Here is a 26,628-nt window from a genome sequence, read left to right as displayed (position 1 = left end):
GTGTCCGGGGCCGCGGACCTGCCCGGCCGGGACCGAGATCGAGGAACGGCTCACGAGGCCGTCATGTCATACGACATCCGACGGATTGCTTCGCCATCTCCGATTTCGGCCATGCGGATGTCGGCTTCGCTCAGGCGCCGCGCTCAGGCGCCGCGCAGGCGCGTGATCCGGGATCCGCTTCGATCAAGCGGATCCCGGATCACGGCCTCCCGACCTTTTCTCACGCTGGGGAAGGATGGGGCTGCGGCAGGCAGCGCGCCATGATCTGCCGGAGATCAGATCACGGCGGAGCCGGACGAGCGATCGTCGGCCTCGGAGGCGCGGTGCGCGTGCCGCGTCCGGCCCGCCCCGTCGCTTTCCCCTGCGAGACCGGTTCAGGATCATCAGGCAGGCGATCGTCGGGCGGTTCTCCGGTCCGGCGGGGTCGGCGCGCGGGGTGGCGGATCGCGTCCCCGCCGAACCGGACGGCAGCCCCCTAGGCCGCCTCGATCGCGACCTTCACGTCCGCCGGCTTCGCCCAGTAGGGCGCGGAGGTGACCAGGATGTCGGCGCCCGCTGCCGCGTAGGCGGCGGCGTTCGCGGCGGTCACGCCCCCCGCCGCCGCGACCCGGGTCACGCCGCCCGCCGCCCGGGCGAGGGCCTTGACGGCGGCGACCGTCTCGGGCGGCAGCTTCTCGCATTGCAGGATGTCGGGCCCCGCGGCCAGGAGCGCGCGCGCCTCCTCCAGGCCGGTGACCTCGACCACGATCGCCTTCTCGGGCGCGGCGCGGCGAAGGGCCGTCAGCGCGGCGACCGGGTCGGGCAGGAAGGCGCGGTGCTCGGGGAAGACCAGCAGGGTCTCGGACAGGCCGAGCCGGTGCGGCTCGGCCCCGCCCGCCCGGATCGCCGCGATCATCGGCCCCTTGGCGCCCGGCAGGGTCTTGCGCGTCGTCACCACGGCGATGGCGGGCGCCACCGCCCGGGCCGCGTCCACGATCGCGGCCGTGGCGGTGGCGATCCCGGACAGGGCCTCGATCAGGGTCTGGGCCACCTTCCAGCTCTCGTGGAGCGCCCCCGCCGGGCCGGTCGCGTCGAGGAGGACGCCGCCCGCCGGCACGCGGCTGCCGGAGGCCGCCCGCACCGCGCCCTCGCCGCCGGCCCGCCGCACGAGCGCCAGGGCGGCCTCCGTGCCGCAGACCGTCCCGGCCGCCCGCAGGCTGAAGCGCATCCGCGCCGGGCGCTCGCCGATGCCGAGTGCGCGCGTGGTCAGGTCGCCGTGGGGCACGTCCTCCGCGAGCCAGCGATCGATCAGGGCATCGGACCACCACAGGCTGCTCATCGCCCTCTCTCCGGATTCGTCAGCTGTGCCAGATGCGCGGCCCGCCCCGGGCCCCCGCACGATCCTGTCCGGACGCGCAGAGGTCGTCGAGGGTGCGGATCGCGTCGAGGGTCGCGGCCGCGATGCGCCGGGGCCGGTCGGCGATACCGAGCCAGGACGCCTCGCCGTCCGGGCGCGGATCCACCTCGGCGACCTTGGTCCCGGCGCGCAGATCGGTCGCGTCCCGCACGAGGCCCCGGAGCCGGCCGGAGAGGGGAGCCGCGACGGCGATCCCCGCGCAGGTGCCGAGGCTCTCGCCGGCGCGCACCGCCGCGCCGATCTCGGCCCGCGTCCGCCAGAGGCCGTCCCGGGGCGCGCGGGCGAAGCGCTCCCGCCCGGCGCCGCCGAGCAGGGCCGAGCGCCCGTGCGCCGCCAGGGTCGAGCCGGCCGGCGGGACGATCCCCACCGCCTCCGGCGCCGTCTCGATCGCCGCGTCGACCGTGCGGCCGCTGGTGAAGCCCGGGCCGAGCCCGATGGTGAGCCGCGCGTAGGGCCGGATATCGGCCGCGAGGTGGCGCATGCGCATCCGCGCATCCACCAGCACGTCGATCAGCCCGAGGCAGACGAGGTCGCCGAGTTCCATGGTGGTGACGCAGACGAAGCGGCGGTCGAGGAAGGCCATCATGATCTGCACGAGCGTGTCGGCGGCCACCGCCTCCAGGCCCTCGATCTCGACCCGGCCGGTCTCCAGCGCCTCGTCGAAGGCCATGCGCCGGCGCAGCACCGGGTGGGCCGCGTCGCGCGAGAGCACGACCCCGTAGCCGGCGCCGTGCAGCGCGTGCGCCACCGCGGTGGCGACGTCGTTCGTGCCGAGCACGATCGCCACCGGCGCCCGGCCGGCCGGCGCGAAGCTGTTCACGGTCTGCATCCGGCCTCCGGGGCTCGCGGCGGCGCCGCGCGCGGGCGCCCGGCCCCCACTGCGACGCCCGTGCCAGCGCCGCCCGGACCCGCCGCGGGCCCGAATCCCCCTGCGGGCGCGGGGATTTCGGGCCCCCGGCGCCCGGCGCGCCCCTGTCGGGAATCCGACACGAACCGGACCCCGCGCCCCGCGCGTGTCCGGAACCCGACACGGCCGGCGCAGAATGGAATCCGTTGAATTCCAAGGAGATCGCCCCTGGCACGGGGCTTGAAGCAGGCCCTCGGCCCCGGCCGGACCGGTTTCCCCCTCACAGCGCTCCCGGAGATGCGAATATGCTCGGCATCGGTGACACGCTTCCCGCCTTCGAGGTCGTCGGGGTCAAGCCCGGCTTCAATCATCACCAGGAGAACGGGGTCTCGGCCTTCGAGGCCCTCACGCGGGACAGCTTCCCGGGCAAGTGGAAGGTGATCTTCTTCTACCCGAAGGATTTCACCTTCGTGTGCCCGACCGAGATCGCCGAATTCGCCAAGCTGGCGCCGGACTTCGAGGACCGCGACGCGGTGGTGCTGGGCGGATCGAGCGACAACGAGCACGTCAAGCTGGCCTGGCGGCGCGACCACAAGGATCTCGACCGGCTGCCGATCTGGTCCTTCGCGGATCCGAAGGGCAGCCTGATCGACGGGCTCGGCGTGCGCTCGCCCGAGGGCGTGGCCTATCGCGTCACCGTCGTGGTCGACCCCGCCAACGTGATCCAGCACGTCTACGCGACCAACCTCAATGTCGGGCGCGCGCCCAAGGACACGTTGCGCGTGCTCGACGCGCTGCAGACCGACGAGCTCTGCCCCTGCAACCGCGAGGTCGGCGGCGGCGTCCTCAAAGCCGCCTGAGGGAGGCGGCGATGACCCTCGACGCCCTGCTCCAGAGCCTCCCGCCCTACGCCAAGGACGTGCGGCTCAACTTCTCCAGCCTCGGCCGCGAGGAGACGCTGACGGCCCAGCAGCGCGACGGGCTCCTCGTCGCCTGCGGGCTCGCGAGCCGCAACCCGGACCTGGCCCGCGCCCTGGAGGCGGAGGCGGCGCCGCGCCTCTCCCCGGCGGCGCTCGCGGCCGCCAAGGCCGCCGCCACCGTGATGGCGATGAACAACGTCTACTACCGCTTCACCCACCTCGCCTCGAACCCGGCCTACGCGACGCGGCCGGCGAAGCTGCGCATGAGCAGCATCGGCAATCCGGGCGTCGCGCGGGCGGATTTCGAGCTGTGGTCGCTGGCGGTCTCGGCGATCAACGGCTGCGGGCGCTGCATCGACGCGCACGAGCAGGTGCTGCGCGAGGCGGGGGTTGGCGAGGAGGCGATCCAGGCCGCCGTGCGCGTCGCCGCGGTCGTCGCCTCGCTGGCGGTCGCCCTGGAGAGCGTCCGCGCCGCCGCCTGAGCCGCGTCGCCGACATGGCCGCCGGCATGGCCGCCGGCGCCGTGCCGGCGCGGCGCGGGCGGCTCCGCTCGGTTTGCGCCAGATCAAGGACGGGGCGCCGGCGCAATGCTCCCATCACGGCCCGGAGCCGCTCGCGTCAGGGGAGACGAGCCCTCCGCCCTCGCCGGGGGCATCGCCCCCGCGCCAAGCCGGGCCGGACGGCCGCGGATCAATCCACAATCCGACCACCACCGGCGCCGCCTCGGCGGGGCGCTGCCGGCGGGCGGGTCTGTCCCAGGAGCGCACCACGATGGAGCGGTACGACTCGGATTTCCTCCCCACCCGGATCGACGCGGCCTACGCGATGGTGGAGCGCGTCGTCCCGGCGCGGCTCGCGCAAAGCCAGCCGCAACCGCCGCGGCCCGCGCCGCAGGCGCCGAGAGCGCGGGCCGCCCCGCCGAGCCCGCCCCCATCCCCCGCGCCGAGCCCCGCCGCGAGCCCGTCCCCGGCGCCCCGCCCGGCCGCGCGGGGCACCTCGCCCGAGGTGGCGCTGATCGGCATCTACGAGATCTCCAAGGTGCTGACCGCGGCGCGGCGCCTCGAAGTCACCCTCGCCAACGTGGTCAACATCCTGTCCTCGATGCTGAGCATGCATCACGGCATGATCGTCATCCTCGACCGGGAGGGCGGGCCGGACATCGTCTCCAGCACCGGCTGGACGCCGCAGGTCGCCCACCACATCCGGGCGCGGGTGCCCCAGAAGGCGATCGACCAGATCGTCGCCACCGCGACCCCGCTGGTGGTGCAGGACGTCGCCGCCGACCCGCTCTTCGCGGGCCATCTCGACCTGTTCGAGGATGCCGGCAAGGCCACGGTCTCGTTCATCGGCGTGCCGATCAAGGCGGATTCGCGCGTCCTCGGCACGCTCTCGATCGACCGGATCTGGGACGGCAGCGCGCGCTTCCGCTTCGACGAGGACACGCGCTTCCTCACCATGGTGGCCAACCTCGTCGGCCAAGCGGTCCGGCTGCACAACACGGTGGCGCAGGACCGCGACCAGCTCATCGCCAAGACCCACCGGCTGGAGAAGGCGCTCGCCGAATCGAGCGCGACCTCCTCGTCGGTCGGCATCATCGGCGAGAGCCAGAAGGTGAAGCGCCTCGTCGCGATGACGGAGGTCGCGGCGCGCTCCAACACCACGGTCCTGCTGCGCGGCGAGAGCGGCACCGGCAAGGAACTCTTCGCGCGCGCCATCCACGACCTCTCGCCCCGCAAGGGCAAGCCCTTCGTGCGGGTGAACTGCGCGGCGCTCGCCGAGAGCGTGCTCGAATCCGAGCTGTTCGGCCACGAGAAGGGGGCCTTCACGGGCGCGGTCGGGACGCGCCAGGGCCGGTTCGAACTCGCCCATGGCGGGACGCTCTTCCTCGACGAGATCGGCGAGGTGAGCGCCACCTTCCAGGCCAAGCTGCTGCGCGTCCTGCAGGAGGGGGAGTTCGAGCGCGTGGGCGGCAACCGCACCCTGCGCGTCGACGTGCGGCTGGTCTTCGCGACCAACCGCAACCTGGAGGAGGCGGTCGCCAAGGGCGATTTCCGCGCCGACCTCTACTATCGCATCAACGTGGTGTCGCTGCTGCTGCCGCCCCTGCGCGAGCGCCAGGGCGACATCCCGGACCTCGCGAGGGCCTTCCTCTCCCGCTACAATGCCGAGAACAAGTCGAAGCTCGCCTTCGCGCAGACCGCGCTCGACGTGCTGCAGAAGTGCTACTTTCCCGGCAACGTGCGCGAACTTGAGAATTGCGTCCGGCGCACGGCCACGTTGGCGGCCGGCGAGGTGATCACCGCGCGGGACTTCGCCTGCGTGAGCGGGCAGTGCCTCTCGGCGGTGCTCTGGAAGGGCAGCACGCAGAAGCCCGCGGGCGCGGCCCTGGTCGCCGCTCCGGCGGCCGCGATCCCGGTGCCGATGAGCCCGGACGCGTCGCCCCCGGCGGCCGAGGGCGAGCCGCCCGCCGCCTGCCCGGGCGCGGAGACCTGCCCGGTCGTGCGGCCGCGCCCGACCGAGCGGGAGCAGCTGCTGCAGGCGATGGAGCGCGCCGGCTGGGTGCAGGCCAAGGCCGCCCGCCTCCTCAAGATCACGCCCCGCCAGATCGGCTACGCCCTGCGCAAGCACGGCATCGACATCAAGCGGATCTGATCCGGGATCCGCTTGATCGAAGCGGATCCCGGATCACGAGCCCGCGCGGCGCCTGAGCGAAGCCGACATCCGCATTGCGAAGCAATCAACCGGATCGCGCATGAGGCCGGGGGCCCCCGCAGGCCCCCCGGATGCGCCTACTCGGCCGCCTCCGCGTAGGACTCCACCGGCGGGCAGCTGCACACGAGGTGGCGGTCGCCGTAGGCGTTGTCGACGCGGTTGACCGGCGGCCAGTACTTGTCCATGCCGAGGGAGCCGGCCGGGAAGCAGGCCGCCTCCCGGGAATAGGGCCGCTCCCAGGGGCCGATCAGGTCCTGCACGGTGTGGGGGGCCTGCTTCAGCGGGTTGTTCGCCCGGTCGGCCCGGCCCTCCTCGATCGCCCGGATCTCCTCCCGGATCGACAGCATCGCGTCGCAGAAGCGGTCGATCTCGGCCTTGGTCTCGGATTCGGTCGGCTCGATCATCAGCGTGCCGGCCACCGGCCAGCTCATCGTCGGCGGGTGGAAGCCGCAATCGATCAGGCGCTTGGCGACGTCCTCGACGGTGATCCCGGCGCTCTTCTGGAAGGGGCGGATGTCCACGATGCACTCGTGGGCCACGCGGCCGTTCGCGCCCGCGTACACGATGGCGTAGGCGCCTTCGAGCCGCTTGGCGATGTAGTTGGCGTTGAGGATCGCCACCCGCGTCGCCTGGGTGAGCCCGCGCCCGCCCATCATCAGGCAGTAGCTCCAGGAGATCGGCAGGATCGAGGCCGAGCCGAAGGGCGCCGCCGAGACCGCGCCCGCCTCGCCGCTGCGCGGATCGGACGGGAGGTAGGGGATCAGGTGCGCCTTGACGCCGATCGGGCCCATGCCGGGGCCGCCGCCGCCGTGCGGGATGCAGAACGTCTTGTGCAGGTTGAGGTGGCTCACATCCGCCCCGATGTCCCCCGGCCGGGCGAGCCCCACGAGGGCGTTGAGGTTGGCGCCGTCGAGGTAGACCTGGCCGCCATGGGCGTGGACGATGTCGCAGATCTCCCGCACCCGGGCCTCGAACACCCCGTGGGTCGACGGATAGGTGATCATGCAGGCGGCGAGCCGGTCGGCATGCTCGGCCGCCTTGCGGCGGAAATCGTCCACGTCGATGTTGCCCTGCGGGTCGGCCGCGACCACGACCACGCTCATCCCGCACATCTGCGCCGAGGCCGGGTTGGTGCCGTGGGCCGAGGAGGGGATCAGGCAGACCGTGCGGTGGCCCTCGCCGCGGGCGAGGTGGTAGCCGCGGATGGCGAGGAGCCCCGCATACTCGCCCTGCGCGCCCGAATTCGGCTGCATCGAGATCGCGTCGTAGCCGGTGACGGCGCAGAGCTTGGCCGAGAGATCCTCGATCAGCTCGGCATAGCCCCGGGCTTGGTCGGCGGGCGCGAAGGGGTGGATCTCGGCGAATTCCGGCCAGGAGATCGGCAGCATCTCGGCCGTGGCGTTGAGCTTCATCGTGCAGGAGCCGAGCGGGATCATGGTGCGGTCGAGCGCCAGATCGCGGTCGGCGAGGCGGCGCATGTAGCGCGTCATCTCGCTCTCGGCCCGGTTCATGTGGAAGATCGGGTGGGTGAGGTAGGGCGAGGTCCGCAGGAGCCCGGCGGGCAGGCGCGGGGCGGGCCAGGCCTCGTCGTAGACGAGGTCCGTGCCGCCGAAGGCGCGCCACACCGCCTGGATAATGTCCGGCCGCGTGCGCTCGTCGACCGTGATGCCGATGCGGTCCTCGCCGATCCGGCGCAGGTTGACCCCGTTCTCGACGGCGCTGCGCAGGATCATGCCCTGGAAGGGGCCGACCGCCACCGTCACGGTGTCGAAGAACGTCTCCGGCTCGACCGTGAAGCCGAGGCGCGCGAGCCCGTCCGCGAGGCGCACCGCGTCGCGGTGGACGCGCTGGGCGATCGCCTTCAGTCCCTCGGGCCCGTGATAGACCGCGTACATCGAGGCGACGACGGCGAGCAGCACCTGGCTGGTGCAGATGTTCGAGGTCGCCTTCTCGCGGCGGATGTGCTGCTCGCGGGTCTGGAGGGCGAGGCGGTAGGCGCGCCGCCCGCGCGCATCGACCGAGACGCCGACGATGCGGCCCGGCAGCGCCCGCTTGTAGGCGTCGCGGGTCGCCATGTAGGCGGCGTGCGGGCCCCCGTAGCCCATCGGCACGCCGTAGCGCTGCATCGAGCCGACGGCGATGTCGGCGCCCATCTCGCCCGGCGCCCGCAGGAGCGTCAGCGCCAGGGGGTCGGCCGCCACCACCGCGATGGCCCCGGCCGCGTGCAGGGCGGCGATCGGGCCGGCGAAGTCGTGGACGGCGCCGTTCACGCCCGGATACTGGAACAGCGCGCCGAACACCGCGCGCGGATCGAGGTCGCGGAAGGGGTCGCCCACGACGATGCGCCAGCCGAGGGGCGCCGCCCGGGTGCGCAGCACCGCGATGGTCTGGGGCAGGCAATCCCGGTCGACGAAGAAGGCGTCGGCCTTGGCGGTGGCGACCCGCTGGGCCATGCCCATCGCCTCCGCGGCCGCGGTCGCCTCGTCGAGGAGCGAGGCGTTGGCGATGTCGAGGGCGGTGAGGTCGCAGACCATGGTCTGGAAGTTCAGCAGCGCCTCCAGGCGGCCCTGGCTGATCTCCGGCTGGTAGGGCGAGTAGGCCGTGTACCAGGCCGGGTTCTCGAAGATGTTGCGCTGGATCGCGGGCGGCATCGTGGTGCCGTGGTAGCCCTGGCCGATCAGCGAGACGAGCAGCCGGTTCTTGTCGGCGACCGCGCGCATCCGCTCCATGGCGCGGCGCTCGGTGAGCGGCCGGCCGAACTCGATCGGCTCGCTCTGGCGGATGTCGTCCGGCAGCGTCTCGTCGATCAGCGCCTCCAGGCTCGGCGCGCCGACGCGGGCCAGCATCTCGGCCATCTCGCCGAGCGTCGGGCCGATGTGGCGGCGGTTGGCGAAGTCGTAGGGGTCGTAGGCGGCCATGGTCGCGGCTCCTCGATTCCTATTTCGGGAGCGCGGCGTAGGCCGCCTCGTCCATCAGGGCGTCCAGGCTGGACGGGTCGGCGAGCCGCATCCGGTAGAGCCAGCCCGCGCCCTCCGGATCCTGGTTCACGGTCTCCGGGGCGGCGACGACCGCGTCGTTCGCCTCCGTCACCTCGCCGTCGAGGGGCGCGTAGACGTCGGAGGCGGCCTTGACCGACTCGACCACGGCCGCCGCCGCGCCCTTGCTCAGGGTGGTCCCGACCTTCGGCAGGTCGACGAAGACGAGGTCGCCGAGCTGCTCGGCCGCGTGCCGGGTGATCCCGACCGTGGCGACGTCGCCTTCGAGCCTCAGCCACTCGTGGTCTTCGGTGAAACGCAGCATCGGTGTCGCTCCGGTCAGTCCCGCTTGAAGGTCGCGGCGAGGAAGGGAAGGGGGGTCACGGCGAGGGGCAGGGCCTGGCCGCGGACCTCCGCCACGATCCGGGTGCCGTCCGCCGCGTGCGAGGCGGCGACGTAGCCCATGGCCACCGGCCCGCCGAGGCTCGGGCCGAAACTGCCCGAGGTGACGCGGCCGAGCGGCGCGCCGCCCGCCTCCGCCAGGAGGGGCGCGCCGGCGCGGACCGGGGCGCGGCCCTCGGGCCGCAGCCCGACGCGCCGCCGGGCCGGGCCGGCCTCGAACTCGTGCAGGATGCGCGCCGCGCCGGGAAAGCCGCCCTCCCGGGCGCCGCCGCGGCGGCGGACCTTGGGGATCGCGAAGGTCAGGCCCGCCTCGACCGGGCTGGTGTCCGGGCCGATATCGGCCCCGTGCAGGCACAGGCCCGCCTCGAGCCGCAGGGTGTCGCGGGCGCCGAGCCCGACCGGCTGCACGCCGGGCTGCGCCAGAAGCGCCTCCGCCAGGGGCGCGGCGACCGCGGCCGGCACCGAGATCTCGAACCCGTCCTCGCCGGTATAGCCGGAGCGGGCGACGAAGCCGGGCGCGCCCAGCAGGGTGACCGCCCGAACGTCGAGGAAGCGCATCGCCGCGACCTCGGGCGCGAGCGCCGCCAGGGCCGCCTCCGCGGCCGGCCCCTGCAGGGCGAGGAGCGCGTCGGGCCGCTCCTCGACGGTGATCGCGGCCGGGAGATGCGCCCGCAGGTGGGCGGCGTCGGCCTTCTTGTTCGCCGCGTTGACGACGACGACGACATGATCCTCGAAGCGCGCCACCATGAGGTCGTCGAGGATGCCGCCCGCGGCGTCGGTGAGGAGCCCGTAGCGCTGGCGCCCGACCTTGAGCCCGACGAGGTCGGCCGGGATCAGGCCCTCGAGGGCGCGGGCGATCGCGGCCGGATCCTCGCCCCGCAGCAGGATCTGCCCCATGTGGGAGACGTCGAACAGGCCGGCGGCCGCGCGGGTGTGCAGGTGCTCCTTGAGCTGGCCCGGCGGATAATGCAGCGGCATGGAATAGCCCGCGAACGGGACCATGCGCGCGCCGAGGCGCTGGTGCAGGTCGTGCAGGGGCGTGGTTTCGAGGGCAACCGACTCGGCGGGCTGCGCTGACATCTCAGGATCCTCCGCGACATACGGGACCGACGGCGCTGACGCGTCGCGGCCACCCCCATCTGTCGCGGGTACCTGAGAGCTTCCCCCGCACGGGCGTGCGAGGTTTCTCCTTCGGTGGACGCCGGACGGCGCCTCTCTCCAGATTGTCCAACGATGCGGTGATTGTGCCTGAGAGTTTCCGGGGGTGGTTGCTCCGTCGGCGCCATGCCCGGCGCATCGCGCCGGGCTGGGCTCTCCCGCATCGCCCTGTTCGGACGGTTGGACCAAAGCACAAGAGCGCGTGCGGCGCAATCTCCGCGTCCCGTCGCCGGGCGCGGGCCGTCCCGCCCCGCGCGGGCCGGCATCGCGGGCCCGCGGCGCGGGTTCGGGCCTCCCGAAGCGTCCGCACCGAATCGGGCGGGCGATCCTCGGCGCGCGATCCTGGCCGCGTGATCTTGACGCAACAGGTCATGACCGAACACGCCATATTCCCTAGAGTTAAGTAGATTGATGCGGTTGCGTTCGCGCTGAATTCGGTCAGCTTGCGGACGGTCATCACGCGACGGCGAGGCGGCGAGACATGGGCGCGAGCTTGTGCGGGCACGGGCCGCATCTTGGGAGGGCGGCGCCATGATTCTCGTCTGCGGCGAGTCCCGCCGGGAGCGCGCGGAGGAGGCGGCCGCGCACGCGGGCCCGGCAGGCAGGGCGTTCGCGGGCGGGTCGCCGGTTCTCCTGGCGGCGGGGCTGCTGAGGCTCGGCGTGCCCGCCGCGATTCTGCGCGAGGGGGCCGGCGAGGCGGCCGCGCCGCGCGCGGAGGATGCGGAGAATGAAGCCGACGATCTTCCGGTGCTGCCGCGCTCGGAGGAGGCGCTGCCCGCGCAGGTGCGGGCGATCGCGTTCCGGGTCGGGCCCCTGACGGCGGGCCCGGCGGGGCGGGCGGACGCGGCCCTGGCCGAGCGCGAGGCCGGCGGCCGGGTCATCAGCGTCAGCCTGGGCCTGCCCGCCGTCGCGCGGGCGCCGGAGGCGGGCATTCCTCCGGCCGAGCGCCTCCTGCGGGCGGCCGACCACGTGACCGCCCGCGACCAGGATCTGCGCCGCGCCCTCGGTCTCGAGCCCGCCGAGGCCGCCTGGCTCCTCCTCGGACGCGGCGCCTCGCTCGTCACGGTGACGCTGGCCGGGCGGGGCGCGCTCGCCTTCGCGCCCGGCTGCGCGGTGAGCCTGCCGGCCCCGGCAAGCGCCGCGGCCGGGGCGGCCGAGATGTTCCAGGCCGCCCTCCTGGCCCGGCTGTTCCGGACCGGGCGCATGACGGGGGAGGGCCTCGCCGGACTCGACGCGGAGGCGCTCGGCGACCTGCTGGCCTATGCGGGGGCCGCCTCGGCCCTGGCCTGCGCCCCGCACGGCGCCGCACTGCCGAGCGCGGCCGAGGTGGAGGCGCGCCTGCAGCCCGCCGCCCGCCGCGCCCGGCCCCGCCCGGCGCCGAGGGCGTGCCTGCCGGCCGGGCCGGAGGCCGCCGAGGGCGCCGCGCCGGCCTGAGCGCCGGCCCGCGGCACGCCGACGGGGCGCGGCGGGGCTCGCGCGCGGATCCGTGCTATGGCGGCGATCGACTTGACTCCGTCCCGCGCGCCATGACGTTACGGAAATCGGGTGCGCGGTGCGAATCTTGCGGCCGTCCGGGGCATCGGCGGCGCGACGGGCCGCGTCTCATCTCGACGCGCGGGAGGGGCCGCCCTGCCGCCGCAACGCGAGGATCGTGTCGTGACGACATCTGAGCCAACGTCCCCCCTCCACGCGCGCCTCGGCGAGGTGACGGAGCGGATCGCGCGGCGCAGCCGCGACCGGCGCGCGCGCTACCTGGAGCGCATCGCCGGGGAGGCGGCCCGCGCGCCCCGGCGCCGCGCCCTCGGCTGCGCCAACCAGGCCCACGGCTTCGCCGCCTGCGGCCCGGGCGACAAGGCGATGCTGCGCGACGGCCAGGGCGCCAGCCTCGGCATCGTCACCGCCTACAACGACATGCTCTCGGCCCACCGCCCCTACGAGCGCTACCCGGACCTGCTGCGCGAGGCGGCCCGCGAGGCCGGCGGCGTCGCCCTGGTGGCGGGCGGCGTGCCGGCCATGTGCGACGGCATCACCCAGGGGGAGGCCGGCATGGAACTCTCCCTGTTCTCGCGCGACGTCATCGCCCTCTCGACCGCCGTCGCCCTCTCGCACCAGACCTTCGACGCCGCCGTGTTCCTCGGCATCTGCGACAAGATCGTGCCGGGCCTCGTCATCGGCGCCCTCGCCTTCGGGCACCTGCCGGCGGTGTTCATCCCCTCCGGCCCGATGACGAGCGGCCTGCCCAACCCCGAGAAGGCGAAGATCCGCCAGCTCTACGCCGAGGGGAAGGTGGGGCGCGACGCCCTGCTCGCCGCCGAATCCGACTCCTATCACGGGCCGGGCACCTGCACCTTCTACGGGACGGCCAACACCAACCAGATGCTGATGGAGATGATGGGCCTGCACCTGCCCGGGGCCTCCTTCGTCACGCCGGACACGCCCTTGCGCGACGCGCTGACCCGGGCCGCCGCGCAGCGCGCCCTCGCCATCACGGCGCTCGGCAACGAGTACCTGCCGGTCGGGCAGCTCCTGGACGAGCGGGCCTTCGCGAACGGGATCGTGGGGCTGCACGCGACCGGCGGCTCGACCAACCACACGCTCCACCTGCTGCCGATGGCGGCGGCGGCCGGCATCACCCTGACCTGGGAGGACCTCTCCGACCTCGCCGAGGTGACGCCGCTCCTCGCCCGCGTCTACCCGAACGGCACGGCGGACGTGAACCACTTCCACGCGGCGGGCGGCATGCCCTTCGTGATCCGCGAACTCCTCGGCGAAGGGCTGCTGCACGCGGACGCGCAGACCGTGCTCGGGGCGGGGCTGCACGCCTACACGCGCGAGCCGGTGCTGACCGAGGCGGGCGGCCTCGCCTGGCGGGAGGGCCCGGCGGAGAGCGGCGAGACCGGCGTGCTGCGGGGCGCGGCGGCGCCGTTCCAGCCGACCGGCGGCCTCGCCGTGCTGGCGGGCAATCTCGGCCGCGCGGTGATCAAGACCTCGGCGGTGGCGCCCGAGCGGCAGGTGATCGAGGCGCCCGCGCGGGTGTTCCACTCGCAGGAGGCGCTGCAGGCGGCCTTCCGGGCGGGCGAGCTTCGGGGCGACGTGGTGGCGGTGGTGCGCTTCCAGGGCCCGAAGGCGAACGGCATGCCGGAACTGCACAAGCTGATGCCGCCGCTCGGCGTGCTGCAGGACCGCGGCCACCGGGTCGCGCTGGTCACGGACGGCCGCCTCTCGGGCGCCTCCGGCAAGGTGCCCTCGGCCATCCACGTCACCCCCGAGGCGGCGGAGGGCGGGCCGATCGCCCGGATCCGCGACGGGGACGTGGTGCGCGTCGACGCCCCGGCCGGGCGGCTGGAGGTGCTGGTGCCGCCGGCCGAGTGGGCGGCGCGCGCGCCCGCGACCGCGGACCTCGCCGCCTCCCATGTCGGGATCGGCCGCGAGCTGTTCGGGGCCTTCCGGGCGGCGGTCGGCGCGGCGGATGCGGGCGCCTCCATCTTCGGCGAGGCGCTCGGCTGAGCGGCCGATTCGCGCGCGCCGACCGGCGCGCCCGCGAAGGCGGCGGCCGACCCGCGGGCGGCCTCCGGCCGCGGCGCGCGGCGGGTCAGGCGCCCGCCGCCTCGACGCTGCGGTAGAGCCCGATCAGCGCCCGGCCCGCATGCTCGATGTGGGACCGCAGCAGGGCGGCGGCGGCCACGACCTCGCCTGCCTCGCAGAGGTCGAGCAGGGTCGTGTGCTCGCGGTCCGCCCGCGCCACGTCGCCGGTAAGGGAGAGTTGCAGCCGGGTCGGCCTGTCGCAATCCTGAAGCAGGCCGGAGACGATGCCGAGGGAGCGCGGCCGCCCCGCGTGGCGCAAGAGGCCGAGGTGGAAGCGCCGGTTCAGCTCGCCCCAGAGGTCGATCCGCTCGGCGCAGAGCGCCGCCTTGTACTCGCCGAGCAGGGCCCGCAAGTCCCGGTAATCCTCCGCCGTCAGGCCGCGCGCCGACAGGATCAGCAGCTGCGGCTCCAGCAGGGCGCGCAGCTGGAACACGTCCTCGATCTCCTCGACCGAGAGGCCCGAGACGACCGCTCCCCGGTGCGGCACGATCCTGACGAGGCCGCTCGCTTCGAGCTGCAGCAGCGCCTCCCGGACCGGGATGCGGCTGATGCCGAACTCCTCCGCCAGCGCGTCCTGGCGCAGCTGCGTCCCGGGGCGCAACGCGCCGCCGAGGATGCGCTGGCGCAGAGCGTCGGCCACGGCCGCCGAGACCGTGCGGTGGCGCAGCTGCTCCCCCCTGGCCGGGGGCCGGGGGCCTGAGGGCGGCGGGGTGGTCCCCGAACTCACGTGACGCGCTCCATGGCGGATAAATTATACATCTCGCCGGCCTCGCGCCAGGGCCGGCGCGGCGCGCGGCCTCGGTGACGCGGCCTTGGTGACGCGGCCTTGGTGACGCGGCCCTGGGGACTTGCGCCGCGGCGCGGCTGTTGACCGCGGTGCAGATTTTATACAATCTACGAATCGACCTCGACAAGGAGCCCGGCCGTGGTCGTCCTCGCCCTGGAGACAGTGGGTCTGACGAAGTCCTTCGGCGGGTTCACGGCCGTGCGCGGCCTCGACCTGCGGGTGCGGCGCGGCAGCATCCACGCCCTGATCGGCCCGAACGGCGCCGGCAAGACGACGGTGTTCAACCTCCTGAGCAAGTTCGTCGCGCCGACGAGCGGGCGCATCCTCTACGAGGGCCGGGACATCACGCGGGAAGGCCCGGCGGCCACGGCGCGCCGGGGGCTCGTGCGCTCCTTCCAGATCTCCGCCACCTTCCCGCACCTGAGCGTGCGGGAGAACGTCCGGGTGGCCCTGCAGCGGCGGCTCGGCACGCAGTACTGCTTCTGGCGCTCCTGCGCCTCCCTGGCGGCGCTCGACGGGAAGGTGCTCGACCTGCTCGGCGAGGTCGGCCTCGCCGACGCGGCCGAGATGCCCGCCGCCGACCTGCCCTACGGGCGCAAGCGCACCCTGGAACTCGCCACCACCCTCGCGCTCGACCCGCCCGTCCTGCTCCTCGACGAGCCGACCCAGGGCATGGCCGTCGAGGACGTCGCCCGGGTCAAGGACCTGATCCGCGGGGCGGCGCAGGGCCGGACGGTCGTGATGGTCGAGCACAACATGTCGGTCGTGGCCGACCTCTGCGACACGATCACGGTGCTGCAGCGCGGGGAGATCCTGGCCGAGGGCAGCTACGCGCAGGTCTCGCGCGACGGCGCGGTGCGGGCCGCCTACCTGGGAGGCGGGCATGGCTGAGCGCCCGGTCGTCCTGGAGGCCCGCGACCTGGAAGCCTGGTACGGCGAGAGCCAAGCCCTGTTCGGCATGTCGCTCACGGTGCGCGAGGGCGAGTGCGTCACGCTGATCGGCCGCAACGGCGCGGGGCGCACCACCGCCCTGAGGGCGATCCTCGGCCTCACCGACCGGCGGGCCGGCTCGGTGCGGGTGCGGGGCGAGGAGGTGATCCAGCGCCCGCCCCACCGCATCGCCCGCCTGGGGATCGGCTACTGCCCGGAGGAGCGCGGCGTCTACCGGACGCTGACCACCCGCGAGAACCTCACCCTCCTGCCCCGGCTCGGGACGCAGGGTCTCGCGCTGCCCGAGGTGCTGGGCCTCTTTCCCAACCTCGCCGAGCGGCAGGACAGCTATGGCGGGCAGCTCTCGGGGGGCGAGCAGCAGATGCTGGCCCTCGGCCGCATCCTCGTCACCGGCGCCCGGATCCTGCTCCTCGACGAGATCACCGAGGGTCTCGCGCCGGTGATCGTCGAGGCGCTGGGGCGGGCGGTGGCGCTGCTCAAGAGCCGCGGCTTCACCATCGTGCTCGTCGAGCAGAACTTCCACTTCGCCCGCTCCCTCGCCGACCGCCACTACGTGGTGGAGCACGGCCGCGTCGCCGCGGAGATCCCGGCCGAGGCGGTCGCCGCGCGGGAGGAGGAGGTCGCGCAGCTCCTCGGCGTCTGAGGCCGGCAGGAGGGATATCGGGACGGGACCGGCGGCAGGCCGGGGTCACAGGAGGCGGGAATGCGGTCGCGGTTCATCGGATACGCGCTGGGGCTCTCGCTCGCGGCCTTCGCGGCCGCGGGCGGGCGGGCCGCCGAGGCGGTCAGCGACGGCGTCGTGAAGGTCGGCATCCTCACCGACATGTCGGGGATCTACGCGGACTTCACCGGCCGCGGCTCCGCGGTGGCGGCCCAGATCGCCATCGACGAGGTCGGCGGCAAGGTGCTCGGCGCCCCGGTCGAACTGGTCGCGGCCGACCACCAGAACAAGCCCGACATCGCCGCGAACCTCGCCCGCGAGTGGTTCGACCAGGGCAAGGTCGACATGATCGCCGATTTCCCGACCTCCTCCACGGCGCTCGCCGTGATGGAGATCGCCCGCCAGAAGAACCGGGTGACGATGCTCTCGGCGGGCGTCGCCATGGCGGCGATCACCGACAAGTGCTCGCCGCTCAGCGCGCAGTGGATGGTCAACACCGCCGCGCTCGCCGCCGGCACCGCCAAGGCGCTGCTCCGGGCCGGCCGCACATCCTGGTACTTCGTGACGGCGGACTACACGTTCGGCCACTCGCTGGAGCGCGACGCCGCCGCGGTGGTGGAGGCCGGGGGCGGCAAGGTGCTGGGCACCTCGCGCCATCCCTTCCCGGGAGGCGACTTCTCCTCCTACATGCTGAAGGCCCAGGCCACCGGCGCCCAGGTGATCGCCCTCGCCAATGCCGGGGCCGACACCATCAACGCCATCAAGCAGGCCGCCGAGTACGGCATCGGCCGCGGCGACAAGCAGGTCATCGCGCCGCTCCTCACCTACATCACGGACGTGAGGAGCCTCGGCCTCGCCAAGGCCGAGGGCATGTACCTCACCGAGGCCTTCTACTGGGACTTCGACGCGCGCTCGCGCGCCTTCGCGGAGACCTACTTCGCACGCACGAAGCGGATGCCGAGCGCCTCGCAGGCGGCGGTCTACTCGGCGGTGCTGAGCTACCTGCGGGCGATCGAGGCCGCCGGCACCGACGAGGCCGGCGCCGTGATGGCGAAGCTGCGGACCATGACGATCGACGACGCGGTGATCCGCAACGGCCGCCTGCGCGCGGACGGCGCCCTGGTGCACGACCTGCTGCTGCTCCAGGTCAAGAAGCCCTCCGAGTCGAAGCGCGACTGGGACTTCTACACCGTCAAGGCGGTGCTCAAGGGCGAGGACGTCTATCCGAAGCCGAGCGACGCCTGCCCCCTCAACGCCCGGGGCTGACCCCGCGCGCCGGCGCGCCGCGCCGGCACCCCGCCCGCCACGCCGGAGCCTCCCGATGCCGGACATCACGCTGCAGAGCGCCCTCGCTCAGGTCACGATCGGGCTCATCGCCGGCTGCTTCTACGCGATGCTGAGCATGGGACTCGCGATCATCTTCGGCCTGCTCAACATCATCAACTTCACGCACGGCGCGCAGTTCATGATGGCGGCATTCCTGGCCTGGATCGGCCTGACGCAGGTCGGTCCCTGGCTGGGCATGCCCGAATTCCAGATCGGCTTCTGGCCGGCCCTCCTCGTGGCGCCCCTCTGCGTCGCGGCCCTCGGCATGGCGGTCGAGCGCCTGCTGCTGCGGCGCCTCTCCCATCTCGACCACCTCTACGGCCTGCTCCTGACCTTCGGGGTCGCCCTGGTGACCGAGGGGCTGTTCCGCCACGCCTACGGGGTCTCGGGCCAGGGCTACGAGCCGCCCGAATCGCTCCAGGGGCCGGTCGATGTCGGCTTCATGCTGCTCCCGAAGTACCGGGTCTTCGTGGTCGGCGCCTCGCTGCTGATCTGCCTCTCCACCTGGTACGCCTTCGAGCGCACGCGGCTCGGCGCCTACCTGCGGGCCGGGACCGAGAATCCGCGCCTGCTCCAGGCCTTCGGCATCAACGTGCCGCTGATGATCACGCTGGCCTACGGCTTCGGGGTCGCCCTGGCGGGGCTCGCGGGCGTGCTCGCCGCCCCGATCATGCAGGTGACCCCGCTGATGGGCGGCAGCATCCTCAACATCGTGTTCGCGGTCGTGGTGATCGGCGGCCTCGGCTCGATCCTGGGCGCGATGGTCACGGGCCTGGGGCTCGGCCTCGTCGAGGGCGTCACCAAGGTCGTCTACCCGGAGGCCTCCACGGTGGTGATCTTCGTGATCATGGCCCTGGTGCTGCTGCTGCGCCCGGCCGGCCTGTTCGGCCGCGAAGCCTGAGGGGGACGCGCGATGCCGACGACCCTGCGCCTGTTCGCCGCCCTCGTCGCCGCGGCGCTCGCGGTGCCGTTCGTGCCGCACCTGATCTACCCGGTCTTCGTCATGAAGGTGATGTGCTACGGGCTGTTCGCCTGCGCCTTCAACCTGCTGCTCGGCTTCACCGGGCTGGTCTCCTTCGCGCACGCCGCCTTCCTGGGCACCGCCGGCTACGTCACCGGGGCCCTGATGATCCGCCTCGGCAGCCATCCGCTCGGCATGCCGGCGGCCTTCCTCGCCGGGGTGCTCGCCGCGGCCCTCGCCGGCTTGGTGATCGGCGGCCTCGCGATCCGGCGGCGGGGCATCTCCTTCGCGATGATCACCCTCGCCCTGTCGCAGGTCGTGTCCTTCCTGGCGGTGCAGCTGCGCTGGACCGGGGGCGAGGACGGCCTGCAGGGCATCCCGCGCGGCAGCCTGTTCGGGCTGGTGGCGCTCTCCTCCGACACGGCGATGTACTACCTGACGCTGGCTCTGTTCGCGGCGGGCTTCCTGTTCGTGTACCGGGTCGTCCACTCGCCCTTCGGGCGGATCCTGCAGGCGGTGCGGGACAACGAGGCGCGCGCGACCTCCCTCGGCTACGAGACCGACCGCTTCAAGCTCATCGCCTTCGTGCTCTCGGCGGCCGTGGCGGGCGCCGCGGGCGCCCTCAAGGCCCTGGTGTTCCAGCTCGTCTCCCTCAACGACGTCTCGCTCCACACCTCGACCGAGGTGGTGCTGATGACGCTGCTCGGCGGCGTCGGCACCCTGTTCGGGCCGCTCGTCGGGGCGGCGCTGGTCGTCGGCCTGCAGAACTACCTTGCGACCCTGGGCGACCTCGTCACGGTGGTGATCGGCCTGATCTTCATCCTCTGCGTCTCGTTCTTCCGGCGCGGCGTCGTCGGCGAGATGCTGCACCGGGCCGTGCCGCGGCGAAGGCCGGGCGCGCAGGCCCGGTCCCGCCCCGCGCAGGCGGCCTCGCCCGCCGAGGCCGCCTGAGGCGGCGCCCCCTCGCCGGGGTGCCGCTCCCTCCCGCCCTTGTCACAGGAGACGCTCACGATGTGGACCGGTGTCCTCCCCGCGGTCACGACCAAGTTCACGCCCGACGGGGACCTCGATCACGCCGAGATGGAGCGCTGCTTCGCGCTCCAGCTGGAGGCGGGCTGCGACGGGCTGATCGTCTGCGGCTCCCTCGGCGAGGGCCCGATGCTGTCGCAGGACGAGCGGCTCGCGGTGCTCAGGACCGCCCAGGGCGTGGCGGGCGGCCGGCCCGTCCTCCTCACCGTCTCGGAGGCGGGCACGCGCGAGGCCTGCGCGCTGGCGTCGCGCGCCGCCCGGGCCGGCGCCTCCGGCCTGATGGTGGTGCCGAGCCCGATCTACCACACCGACGAGGCCGAGACGGTCGCGACGCTGCGGGCGGTGGCGGCGGCCGGCGACCTGCCGGTGATGATCTACTCGAACCGGGTCGCCTACCGGGTCGACGTCACGCCGCGGATCATGGCGGAACTCGCCGCGGATCCGCGCTTCGTGGCGATCAAGGAATCCTCCGACGACATCCGGCGCACCACCGAGATCATCAACCATCTGGGCGACCGCTACGCGATCCTCACCGGCGTCGACAACCTCGCCCTGGAGGCGCTCACGGTCGGGGCGGTCGGCTGGGTGGCGGGCCTGGTCTGCGCCTTCCCGCGCGAGACGGTGGCGCTCTACCGGCTGCTGCGGACGGGGCGCCTCGCCGAGGCGCTCGCGCTCTACCGCTGGTTCCGGCCGCTCCTCGACCTCGACGTTTCGACCTATCTGGTCCAGAACATCAAGCTCGCGGAGGCGATCGCGCTCGGCTCGACGGAGCACGTGCGGGCGCCGCGCCTCCCGCTGGCGGGATCCCGCCGGGCGCAAGTCGAGGCGACCGTGCGCCGCGCCCTGGAGCATCGCCCGGCCGCAAGCCCGCGCGGCGCGTGAGCGAAGCCCACATCCGCTATCCCGAAGGGATCAATCGGATTTGGGATGATCCCGACGGTGCCGTGGCGGCACCGTCGGGTCCGTTCTCGACTTGTGGTGAAGCCACTCTTCGTCGGGCCATCGGCTCGCATCGACGATGCGCGAGGATCGCCGGCCCGATGCGTCGGCATCCCGGGCCGTCGGCATGACCCGGCAGGCTCCCGCGGGGGCCGGTGTCCCGGCCCTCACCCGCCTCCCTGGATCGAGCGGAGAACCGCCGCGAGTTGATCGGCCTGGGCGCGGGTCAGCCCGGTGCTGACCACGCCGCCGTCGCAGAAGACCGTGTAGGTGCCGTCCCCGCACAGCCTGACCTTGATCGAGGTCATGACGCGTGACTCGACATTGCCAAGGGGCCGTCCGCCCATCGCGGCGGCCGCCGGGCGACCATGTGGGGATGCCGGCAAGCCCGCGGAAGTGGGCCTTCCGCCTCAGGCCGGCCAGGAGACCGGGACCTCCTCCACCCGCCGGATCCCGGCCGAGCCGCGCACCGTCAGGGGCGCGTCGAGGCGCAGTCCGGGCAGGCGGGCCGTGAGCGCCCGCATTCCCTCCTCCAGCTCCATGCGGGCGAGCGCCTCGCCGAGGCAGCGATGCGCGCCGCCCCCGAAGACGAGGTGCCAGCGCGGATGGTCGCTGCGGCGGATGTCGAAGACCTCCGGCCGCGCGCAGAGGGCCGGATCGCGCAGGGCCGAGAGCGTCGAGAAGGAGACGAGGGCGCCGGCGGGCAGCACGCCCCCGTCGAGCGGGATCGCCTCCAGGGTGAAGCGGGGGTAGGAGCCGACCGCGGGCTCGTAGCGCAGAGCCTCGGCCACCGCCCCGGGGATCAGCGCCTCGTCGCGGCAGACCGCCTGCCACTGCGCCGGATGGGACAGCAGCAGGCCGATCTGGATCGCCAGCGCCGCCCGCGTCGTGTCGCTGCCGGCCAGGATCAGGGAGACGATCTGCATGCGCGTCTCGGCCGCCGCCTCGGCGTCGCCCGCGTCGATGAGCGGCACGAAGGCCGAGATCAGGTCGTCCCGCGGCGCGCGGCGGCGCTCCGCCACGAGGCGGTCGACGTAGTCCGTGAGCCGGCAGGCCGCCGCCTCGGCCTCGGGCCGGTCCTCCGGCCGGTAGGCCGAGCTCAGGGTCCGGGCCATGGCGTAGACGAGGCGCGTGAAATCCGGGACGTCGCGCTCCGGAAGGCCGAGGATCGCGGCGATCGCCCGGGCCGGGAGCGGGGACGCGTAATCGGCCACGAGGTTCATGCGCCCGCGCGCCGCCCGCGCGGCCACGAGATCCTCGGCGAGGGCCCGCACGCGCGGGCGCAGGGCCGCCACGGCCTGGAAGGCGAAGCTGCGGGCCATCGGGGCGCGCCGCCGCCGATGCACCTCGCCGTTCGACAACAGGGCGGTGAGGCGGAAGAACTCGTAGAGCGGGCCCTCGGTGATGCCGCGCAGCATCGCGAATTCGGTCTCGACCTGCCGGGTGCGCGGATCGGTGACGAGGGCCTGGATGTCGGCGGCCCGCAGCAGCATCACCACCCCGTCGTCGGTCCGGATGAACGGGACGGCGGCGCGCAGGCGCGCGAGCATGCCGTGCGGGTCGGCCTCGAGCGCGGCGCGGGCCACCGGGGCGGTGTCGGCCGGAGCGGGATCCGGGGCGGCCATCGCGGCTCTCCTTCGGGCGACGGGGCGCTGAGAGCCTCATCCTAGACCGCGGGAGACGCGACCGTGAGCGACGACGTCCGGCCGCCGCGGCGCGGCGGATGCGAGGCCCGAACCGGGCCGGGCGGAGCGGCACCGCGGGGCGCGGCACCGGGCGGGGCGCGGCACCGGGCGGGGCGCGGCACCGCGCGAAGCGCGGCGGGGGGGGCCCGTCCGCGGACGGTTGCGAACGCTCCCGGCGGCTGGCACTCCGCGGCGGGAGGGACCCGCCCTCCTCGCCGCAAAGAGCTGACCGACGTGCCGTCGCCGATCGCCCTCGAACCCCTCCTCCCCTGGCTGGACCTGGCCGGCTTGGCGGTGTTCGCCGCCTCGGGATCGCTCGCCGCCGTGCGCAAGCGCCTCGACATCGTGGCGGCCTGCTTCTTCGCCCTCGTCACGGCGACGGGCGGCGGGACCTTGCGCGACCTCCTGATCGGCGCGCCGGTCTTCTGGATGCGGGATCCGGCTCCCGTGATCCTCTGCGTCCTCGTCGCCGTGGCGGCCTGGGCGATGCCGCTGCGCTGGTGGCCGGAACGGGCGCTCGACTGGCTCGACGCCGCCGGCCTCGCCGCCTACGCGGTCTACGGCGCCGGCAAGGCTCTCCAGTTCGGCGTCTCCTCCATCTCGGCGGCCGCGGCCGGGATCATCACGGCCTGCGTGGGCGGCGTCATCCGCGACATCACGGCGGGCGTTCCGTCCGTCCTGCTCCGCCATGAACTCTACGTCACCGCGGCGCTGGTGGCGGCCGCGACCTTCGTGGTCCTCGACGAGGCCGGCCTGAGCGCGCCCTGGCCCGCGCTGACGGGCGCGCTCGTGGGTTTCCTGCTGCGGGGCGCCGCCATCCGGTGGGGGCTGACCCTTCGCCCGCATCGCGGGCCGAGCCCTCCGCCGCTGCGCTGAACCGGACCGCGCCGGCCTCTGCCGGCGCAATCCCGCCCGGCCCAAGCCCCCGGCCCAAGCCCCCGGGCCAGGCCGGGCTCAGCGCGCCCATCCCGCCCTGATGGCTCCGGCCACCTCGTCCACGAACAGGCGGGACTTGGTCGGCACCAAGCGGCCGGGCGGCAGGATCGCGTAGACGCCCCCGCGCTCCGTCCCCTCCCAGCCCGGCAGCACCTCGACCAGCGTCCCGGCCCGCAGCGCCGGCCCTGCCAGCCAGTGGGACGTGAAGGTGATCCCGGCGCCCCCGATCGCGGCGGCGAGCAGCGCCTCCGAATGGTCCGCGACCAGGGAGCAGGCCGGGCGGATCGTCTCGCGCCGGCCGTCCTTGATCAGCGGCCAGTCGGGCCAGGCGGCGTAGCCAGTGAAGCCCAGGCAGGCATGCCGCAGCAGGTCCGCGGGGGTCCGCGGCGCGCCGCGGGCGGCGAGGTAGCCCGGCGCGGCCACGAGCAGGTTCCGATAGGACGCGATCCTGCGGGTGGTGAGGGAGCTGTCGCGCTGCGGCCCGGCCGCGACCCGGATCGCCACGTCGAACCCCTCGGCGACCACGTCGACGAACCGGTCGGTCAGGCGGAGATCGATGCGGATGCGCGGGTGCCGGGCGAGGAACCCGGGCAGCAGCGGCGCCACCCATTGCCGCCCGAACGAGACCGGGAGCGACACCCGCAGGAGGCCCTGGGGCGCGGCCGCGGAATCGCTGGCCTCGCGGCTGGCGCTCGCCAGCTCCTCCAGCAGCCCCTGCACCCGACGGCAATAGACCGCGCCCACCTCCGTCAGCGCGACGCGCCGCGTGGTGCGCGAGAGCAGCCGCACGCCGAGGCGCTCCTCCAGCTGGCTCACCCGCCGCGAGAGCACGGACGCGTCCCGGCCGAGCAGCTTGGCCGCCGCCGCGAAGCTGCCCGCCTCGGCCACGGTCACGAAGGCCGCCAGTTCGTCGAGGCCGCCCAGCTCCCGCAATTGCTGCACCGCCTGCATGAGTGAAATGCGGCCTTCCCGGATTAATCGCCCGCCCTGCATGGCTTACCTCACGGCCATTCCACCGTCGAGGAGACCAGCCATGAGGACGTTTCTCAGCATCGGTGCAGGCCCCGGGATGGGCCTGGAGACGGCCGAGCGGTTCGCCCGCGAGGGCTTCCGGGTGATCCTGAGCGCCCGCAACGCGGACAGGACGCGCGGCCTGGCCGCGCAGCTCGAGGCCAAGGGCTACGCGGCCGAGGCGCGCGCCGCGGATGCGGGCGACCCGGCCAGCGTGGCCGCCCTGGTCGAGAGCGTCGAGCGGGAGTTCGGCGGCATCGACGTGCTGCACTACAACGCCGCGTCCATGCGCCGGGCCGCGCTCGCGGAGCAGCCGCGCGACACCTTCACCGGCGACCTCGCGGTGAATATCGGCGGCGCGATGGCGGCGGCCCAGGCGGTCGCGCCGGGAATGGCCGCGCGGGGCGGCGGCACGATCCTGCTCACCGGCGGCGGCTTCGGCCTGCAGCCTCACCCGGACTACCTGTCCCTGAGCATCGGCAAGGCGGGAATCCGCGCCCTGGCGCACGGCCTGTTCGAGCGCTTCCGGCAGCAGGGGATCCACGTCGCGACCGTCACGGTCGCCGGCTTCGTGAACCCGGGCTCCGAGGATGCGAAGGCGGTCGGCGAGCGGTTCTGGCAGCTCCACGCCCAGCCGGCGGGGTCGTGGACGGTCGAGGCGACCTACACGCCCGCGGGCTGAGCCTCGTGCGCGAGCGGGAATCGGCACGGATCCCGCGGTGCATCGGCTCGCCGCACCGGAGGGGGCGGGATCGGGACAGGAGCAGGAGCATGCAGCAGTTGAAGGACCAGCGCTTCCTCGTTCTCGGCGGAAGTTCCGGGATCGGGCTGGCCACGGCGCGCGCCGCCGCCGGGGCGGGAGCGGCCGTGACGGTGGCCTCGCGCTCCCGGGACAAGCTCGATGCGGCCCTCGCGGCGATCGGCGGCACGGCGCGCGCCGTCGTGCTCGACACGACCGACAACGGCGCCGTCGAGCGGTTCTTCGCCGATGAGAGTCCCTGGGACCACGTCGCGATCTCCGCCGCCGAGACGGCCCGGGGCCCCGTCCGGGGCCTCGGGCTGGACGCGGCCCGGGCCGCGATGGAGAGCAAGTTCTGGGGCGCCTACCAGGTCGCCCGGGCCGCGCGGATCGGGCCGGGCGGCTCGCTGACCTTCGTGTCGGGCTACATGAGCGAGCGGCCCCTGGCCACCGCGGTCCTGCAGGGGGCGATCAACGCCGCCCTCGAAGGGCTGGCACGGGGCCTCGCCCTCGAACTCGCCCCGGTGCGGGTCAACACGGTGTCGCCCGGCCTGATCGAGACGCCGCTCTGGTCGCGCATGGCGGAGGCGGACCGCGCCGCCATGTTCGCGAATGCGGCGGAGCGGCTGCCGGCGCGCCGCGTCGGCCGTCCCGAGGACGTCGCCAACGCGGTCCTGTTCCTCGCCGCCACGCCCTTCGCGACGGGCTCGACCCTCCGCCTCGACGGGGGCGCCGCCATCGCGTGAGCGGCGCCCGCCCGGGCCATTGTGGGCGCGCGGCGCCGCGTGTAACTCCCGCCCGGCATAGCACGGCCCCGGAGCGTGAATGACCGTCTCGAACGACGATGAGCTCCGTCAGCTCGAAGCGATCGGCAGGATCGTCGCCAACACGCTCAAGGCCATGGGCGCGGCGATCGAGCCGGGCATCACGACCGGCGAGCTCGACAGGATAGGCCGGAGGCTCATGGAGGACGCGGGCGCCCGGCCGGGACCCGAGCTCTGCTACGACTTTCCCGGCGCGACCTGCATCAGCGTCAACGAGGAGGTCGCCCACGGCATCCCGGGCGAGCGGCGGATCGCGCCGGGCGACCTCGTCAACATCGACGTCTCGGCGGAGAAGAACGGCATCTTCGCCGATACGGGCGCCTCCTTCGCGGTGCCCCCCGTCTCGACCTCCATCGAGCGGCTGTGCCGGGACGGGCGACGAGCCATGTGGACCGGCATCCGGCAGGTCGGCGTCAACAAGCCGCTCGCCGGAATCGGCCAGGCGATCGGGGAATTCGCGCGGCGCCACCGCTACACCCTGGTCCGGAACCTCGCCAGCCACGGCGTGGGCCACTCGCTCCATGAGGAGCCCACGGAGATCGCCACGTGGCCCGACCGCTCCGAGCGGCGGACGATCACCGAGGGGCTGGTCTTCACGGTCGAGCCCTTCCTGTCGCTGGGTGCCAAGCTCGCCGAGCGGGGCGACGACGCCTGGACCCTGGTGAGCGAACCCAAGGCAGCGACCGTGCAGTACGAACACACGATCGTGGCCACGCGCCGCGGCGCCCTGGTCGTGACGCTGCCCAGGTGAGCGGGCCTCAGAGCATTTTCCGACGACGCGGAT

General features: G+C 73.9%; 24 protein-coding genes and 1 riboswitch. Of the genes, 15 read left to right on the top strand and 9 right to left on the bottom strand.

What is annotated here, in order from left to right:
* Window positions 1-475: 475 nt before the first annotated feature.
* Window positions 476-1,318, bottom strand: coding sequence for a ModD protein (gene modD, locus QA634_RS17910; protein ID WP_012333315.1), 843 nt, complete (start codon window positions 1,316-1,318; stop codon window positions 476-478).
* 19 nt (window positions 1,319-1,337) lie between these two features.
* Complete coding sequence (locus QA634_RS17905) at window positions 1,338-2,225, bottom strand: hypothetical protein (protein ID WP_012333314.1); 888 nt, start codon at window positions 2,223-2,225, stop codon at window positions 1,338-1,340.
* A gap of 323 nt (window positions 2,226-2,548) precedes the next feature.
* On the opposite strand from QA634_RS17905, the gene QA634_RS17900 reads away from it, so the two are divergent.
* The 3 genes from QA634_RS17900 to nifA all read left to right on the top strand — a co-directional run bounded on the left by QA634_RS17900 (window position 2,549) and on the right by nifA (window position 5,815).
* Window positions 2,549-3,103 (top strand): peroxiredoxin, encoded by a 555-nt coding sequence (locus tag QA634_RS17900; protein ID WP_012333313.1) that lies wholly within the window; start codon window positions 2,549-2,551, stop codon window positions 3,101-3,103.
* A gap of 11 nt (window positions 3,104-3,114) precedes the next feature.
* Window positions 3,115-3,645 carry a carboxymuconolactone decarboxylase family protein gene (locus QA634_RS17895; RefSeq protein WP_012333312.1) on the top strand — a complete coding sequence of 177 codons (531 nt, stop codon included), beginning with the start codon at window positions 3,115-3,117 and terminating at the stop codon, window positions 3,643-3,645.
* Between the two features lie 289 nt (window positions 3,646-3,934).
* A complete protein-coding gene (gene nifA / locus QA634_RS17890) occupies window positions 3,935-5,815 on the top strand; it encodes a nif-specific transcriptional activator NifA (protein WP_018260203.1) in 1,881 nt (626 codons plus the stop codon).
* A 137-nt stretch (window positions 5,816-5,952) separates the two neighbouring features.
* Here nifA and gcvP read toward each other — a convergent pair whose 3' ends face one another.
* From gcvP to gcvT, 3 genes are read right to left on the bottom strand one after another with little or no spacing between them, the layout of a single operon-like run.
* A complete protein-coding gene (gene gcvP, locus QA634_RS17885; protein WP_012333310.1) occupies window positions 5,953-8,793 on the bottom strand; it encodes an aminomethyl-transferring glycine dehydrogenase in 2,841 nt (946 codons plus the stop codon).
* Between the two features lie 19 nt (window positions 8,794-8,812).
* Complete coding sequence (gcvH, locus tag QA634_RS17880) at window positions 8,813-9,175, bottom strand: glycine cleavage system protein GcvH (RefSeq protein WP_012333309.1); 363 nt, start codon at window positions 9,173-9,175, stop codon at window positions 8,813-8,815.
* Window positions 9,176-9,189: 14 nt separating this feature from the next.
* The gene (gcvT, locus tag QA634_RS17875) at window positions 9,190-10,332 is read right to left on the bottom strand and encodes a glycine cleavage system aminomethyltransferase GcvT (RefSeq protein WP_012333308.1); all 1,143 of its coding nucleotides are present in this window, start codon (window positions 10,330-10,332) and stop codon (window positions 9,190-9,192) included.
* Between the two features lie 49 nt (window positions 10,333-10,381).
* Window positions 10,382-10,484: riboswitch (glycine riboswitch) on the bottom strand.
* Between the two features lie 457 nt (window positions 10,485-10,941).
* Here gcvT and QA634_RS17870 point away from each other — a divergent pair.
* Both QA634_RS17870 and edd read left to right on the top strand, forming a co-directional pair.
* Window positions 10,942-11,844: a hypothetical protein gene (locus tag QA634_RS17870; RefSeq protein ID WP_012333307.1), complete on the top strand. Its 903-nt coding sequence runs from the start codon at window positions 10,942-10,944 to the stop codon at window positions 11,842-11,844.
* Between the two features lie 222 nt (window positions 11,845-12,066).
* Window positions 12,067-13,917, top strand: coding sequence for a phosphogluconate dehydratase (gene edd / locus QA634_RS17865; RefSeq protein WP_012333306.1), 1,851 nt, complete (start codon window positions 12,067-12,069; stop codon window positions 13,915-13,917).
* 85 nt (window positions 13,918-14,002) lie between these two features.
* Here edd and QA634_RS17860 read toward each other — a convergent pair whose 3' ends face one another.
* On the bottom strand, window positions 14,003-14,722 hold the full coding sequence (locus QA634_RS17860; RefSeq protein ID WP_012333305.1) for a GntR family transcriptional regulator: 720 nt from the start codon (window positions 14,720-14,722) through the stop codon (window positions 14,003-14,005).
* Window positions 14,723-14,920: 198 nt separating this feature from the next.
* On the opposite strand from QA634_RS17860, the gene QA634_RS17855 reads away from it, so the two are divergent.
* Genes QA634_RS17855 through QA634_RS17830 form a run of 6 tightly spaced genes read left to right on the top strand, consistent with a single transcriptional unit; the run spans window position 14,921 to window position 20,592 of the window.
* Window positions 14,921-15,673: an ABC transporter ATP-binding protein gene (locus QA634_RS17855; protein ID WP_012333304.1), complete on the top strand. Its 753-nt coding sequence runs from the start codon at window positions 14,921-14,923 to the stop codon at window positions 15,671-15,673.
* The gene (locus QA634_RS17850) at window positions 15,666-16,376 is read left to right on the top strand and encodes an ABC transporter ATP-binding protein (protein WP_012333303.1); all 711 of its coding nucleotides are present in this window, start codon (window positions 15,666-15,668) and stop codon (window positions 16,374-16,376) included. The genes QA634_RS17855 and QA634_RS17850 overlap by 8 nt, the downstream gene beginning before the upstream one ends.
* Window positions 16,377-16,436: 60 nt before the next feature.
* Complete coding sequence (locus QA634_RS17845) at window positions 16,437-17,660, top strand: ABC transporter substrate-binding protein (RefSeq protein WP_012333302.1); 1,224 nt, start codon at window positions 16,437-16,439, stop codon at window positions 17,658-17,660.
* A gap of 55 nt (window positions 17,661-17,715) precedes the next feature.
* Complete coding sequence (locus tag QA634_RS17840) at window positions 17,716-18,621, top strand: branched-chain amino acid ABC transporter permease (protein ID WP_012333301.1); 906 nt, start codon at window positions 17,716-17,718, stop codon at window positions 18,619-18,621.
* A 12-nt stretch (window positions 18,622-18,633) separates the two neighbouring features.
* Window positions 18,634-19,632 carry a branched-chain amino acid ABC transporter permease gene (locus QA634_RS17835; RefSeq protein WP_012333300.1) on the top strand — a complete coding sequence of 333 codons (999 nt, stop codon included), beginning with the start codon at window positions 18,634-18,636 and terminating at the stop codon, window positions 19,630-19,632.
* A 60-nt stretch (window positions 19,633-19,692) separates the two neighbouring features.
* Complete coding sequence (locus tag QA634_RS17830) at window positions 19,693-20,592, top strand: dihydrodipicolinate synthase family protein (RefSeq protein WP_012333299.1); 900 nt, start codon at window positions 19,693-19,695, stop codon at window positions 20,590-20,592.
* A gap of 224 nt (window positions 20,593-20,816) precedes the next feature.
* Here the strand turns inward: QA634_RS17830 and QA634_RS17825 are convergent, their stop codons facing one another.
* Both QA634_RS17825 and QA634_RS17820 read right to left on the bottom strand, forming a co-directional pair.
* Window positions 20,817-20,957: a hypothetical protein gene (locus QA634_RS17825; protein WP_018260214.1), complete on the bottom strand. Its 141-nt coding sequence runs from the start codon at window positions 20,955-20,957 to the stop codon at window positions 20,817-20,819.
* A 102-nt stretch (window positions 20,958-21,059) separates the two neighbouring features.
* The gene (locus QA634_RS17820) at window positions 21,060-22,274 is read right to left on the bottom strand and encodes a cytochrome P450 (protein ID WP_012333297.1); all 1,215 of its coding nucleotides are present in this window, start codon (window positions 22,272-22,274) and stop codon (window positions 21,060-21,062) included.
* A gap of 294 nt (window positions 22,275-22,568) precedes the next feature.
* On the opposite strand from QA634_RS17820, the gene QA634_RS17815 reads away from it, so the two are divergent.
* A complete protein-coding gene (locus QA634_RS17815) occupies window positions 22,569-23,210 on the top strand; it encodes a trimeric intracellular cation channel family protein (RefSeq protein ID WP_012333296.1) in 642 nt (213 codons plus the stop codon).
* 78 nt (window positions 23,211-23,288) lie between these two features.
* Here the strand turns inward: QA634_RS17815 and QA634_RS17810 are convergent, their stop codons facing one another.
* The gene (locus QA634_RS17810; protein ID WP_012333295.1) at window positions 23,289-24,221 is read right to left on the bottom strand and encodes a LysR family transcriptional regulator; all 933 of its coding nucleotides are present in this window, start codon (window positions 24,219-24,221) and stop codon (window positions 23,289-23,291) included.
* An 82-nt stretch (window positions 24,222-24,303) separates the two neighbouring features.
* Between QA634_RS17810 and QA634_RS17805 the strand changes: the two genes are divergently transcribed.
* The 3 genes from QA634_RS17805 to map all read left to right on the top strand — a co-directional run bounded on the left by QA634_RS17805 (window position 24,304) and on the right by map (window position 26,595).
* Window positions 24,304-24,963: an SDR family NAD(P)-dependent oxidoreductase gene (locus QA634_RS17805; protein WP_012333294.1), complete on the top strand. Its 660-nt coding sequence runs from the start codon at window positions 24,304-24,306 to the stop codon at window positions 24,961-24,963.
* An 89-nt stretch (window positions 24,964-25,052) separates the two neighbouring features.
* Entirely contained in the window at window positions 25,053-25,766 is a 714-nt protein-coding gene (locus QA634_RS17800; RefSeq protein WP_012333293.1) for an SDR family oxidoreductase, read from the top strand.
* Between the two features lie 79 nt (window positions 25,767-25,845).
* Window positions 25,846-26,595 (top strand): type I methionyl aminopeptidase, encoded by a 750-nt coding sequence (gene map, locus QA634_RS17795; protein ID WP_012333292.1) that lies wholly within the window; start codon window positions 25,846-25,848, stop codon window positions 26,593-26,595.
* Window positions 26,596-26,628: the final 33 nt, after the last annotated feature.

Source organism: Methylobacterium sp. CB376 (assembly GCF_029714205.1).
Taxonomy (GTDB): domain Bacteria; phylum Pseudomonadota; class Alphaproteobacteria; order Rhizobiales; family Beijerinckiaceae; genus Methylobacterium.
The sequence above is the reverse complement of the archived record's forward strand: the minus strand, read 5'-3'. Positions and strand labels throughout refer to the sequence as shown.

Bases quoted from the DNA above. Each gene is read 5' to 3' on its own strand.
- modD (WP_012333315.1), bottom strand. From the start codon at position 1,318: ATGAGCAGCCTGTGGTGGTCCGATGCCCTGATCGATCGCTGGCTCGCG.
- QA634_RS17905 (WP_012333314.1), bottom strand. From the start codon at position 2,225: ATGCAGACCGTGAACAGCTTCGCGCCGGCCGGCCGGGCGCCGGTGGCG.
- QA634_RS17900 (WP_012333313.1), top strand. From the start codon at position 2,549: ATGCTCGGCATCGGTGACACGCTTCCCGCCTTCGAGGTCGTCGGGGTC.
- QA634_RS17895 (WP_012333312.1), top strand. From the start codon at position 3,115: ATGACCCTCGACGCCCTGCTCCAGAGCCTCCCGCCCTACGCCAAGGAC.
- nifA (WP_018260203.1), top strand. From the start codon at position 3,935: ATGGAGCGGTACGACTCGGATTTCCTCCCCACCCGGATCGACGCGGCC.
- gcvP (WP_012333310.1), bottom strand. From the start codon at position 8,793: ATGGCCGCCTACGACCCCTACGACTTCGCCAACCGCCGCCACATCGGC.
- gcvH (WP_012333309.1), bottom strand. From the start codon at position 9,175: ATGCTGCGTTTCACCGAAGACCACGAGTGGCTGAGGCTCGAAGGCGAC.
- gcvT (WP_012333308.1), bottom strand. From the start codon at position 10,332: ATGTCAGCGCAGCCCGCCGAGTCGGTTGCCCTCGAAACCACGCCCCTG.
- QA634_RS17870 (WP_012333307.1), top strand. From the start codon at position 10,942: ATGATTCTCGTCTGCGGCGAGTCCCGCCGGGAGCGCGCGGAGGAGGCG.
- QA634_RS17850 (WP_012333303.1), top strand. From the start codon at position 15,666: ATGGCTGAGCGCCCGGTCGTCCTGGAGGCCCGCGACCTGGAAGCCTGG.
- QA634_RS17845 (WP_012333302.1), top strand. From the start codon at position 16,437: ATGCGGTCGCGGTTCATCGGATACGCGCTGGGGCTCTCGCTCGCGGCC.
- QA634_RS17840 (WP_012333301.1), top strand. From the start codon at position 17,716: ATGCCGGACATCACGCTGCAGAGCGCCCTCGCTCAGGTCACGATCGGG.
- QA634_RS17835 (WP_012333300.1), top strand. From the start codon at position 18,634: ATGCCGACGACCCTGCGCCTGTTCGCCGCCCTCGTCGCCGCGGCGCTC.
- QA634_RS17830 (WP_012333299.1), top strand. From the start codon at position 19,693: ATGTGGACCGGTGTCCTCCCCGCGGTCACGACCAAGTTCACGCCCGAC.
- QA634_RS17825 (WP_018260214.1), bottom strand. From the start codon at position 20,957: ATGACCTCGATCAAGGTCAGGCTGTGCGGGGACGGCACCTACACGGTC.
- QA634_RS17820 (WP_012333297.1), bottom strand. From the start codon at position 22,274: ATGGCCGCCCCGGATCCCGCTCCGGCCGACACCGCCCCGGTGGCCCGC.
- QA634_RS17810 (WP_012333295.1), bottom strand. From the start codon at position 24,221: ATGCAGGCGGTGCAGCAATTGCGGGAGCTGGGCGGCCTCGACGAACTG.
- QA634_RS17805 (WP_012333294.1), top strand. From the start codon at position 24,304: ATGAGGACGTTTCTCAGCATCGGTGCAGGCCCCGGGATGGGCCTGGAG.
- QA634_RS17800 (WP_012333293.1), top strand. From the start codon at position 25,053: ATGCAGCAGTTGAAGGACCAGCGCTTCCTCGTTCTCGGCGGAAGTTCC.
- map (WP_012333292.1), top strand. From the start codon at position 25,846: ATGACCGTCTCGAACGACGATGAGCTCCGTCAGCTCGAAGCGATCGGC.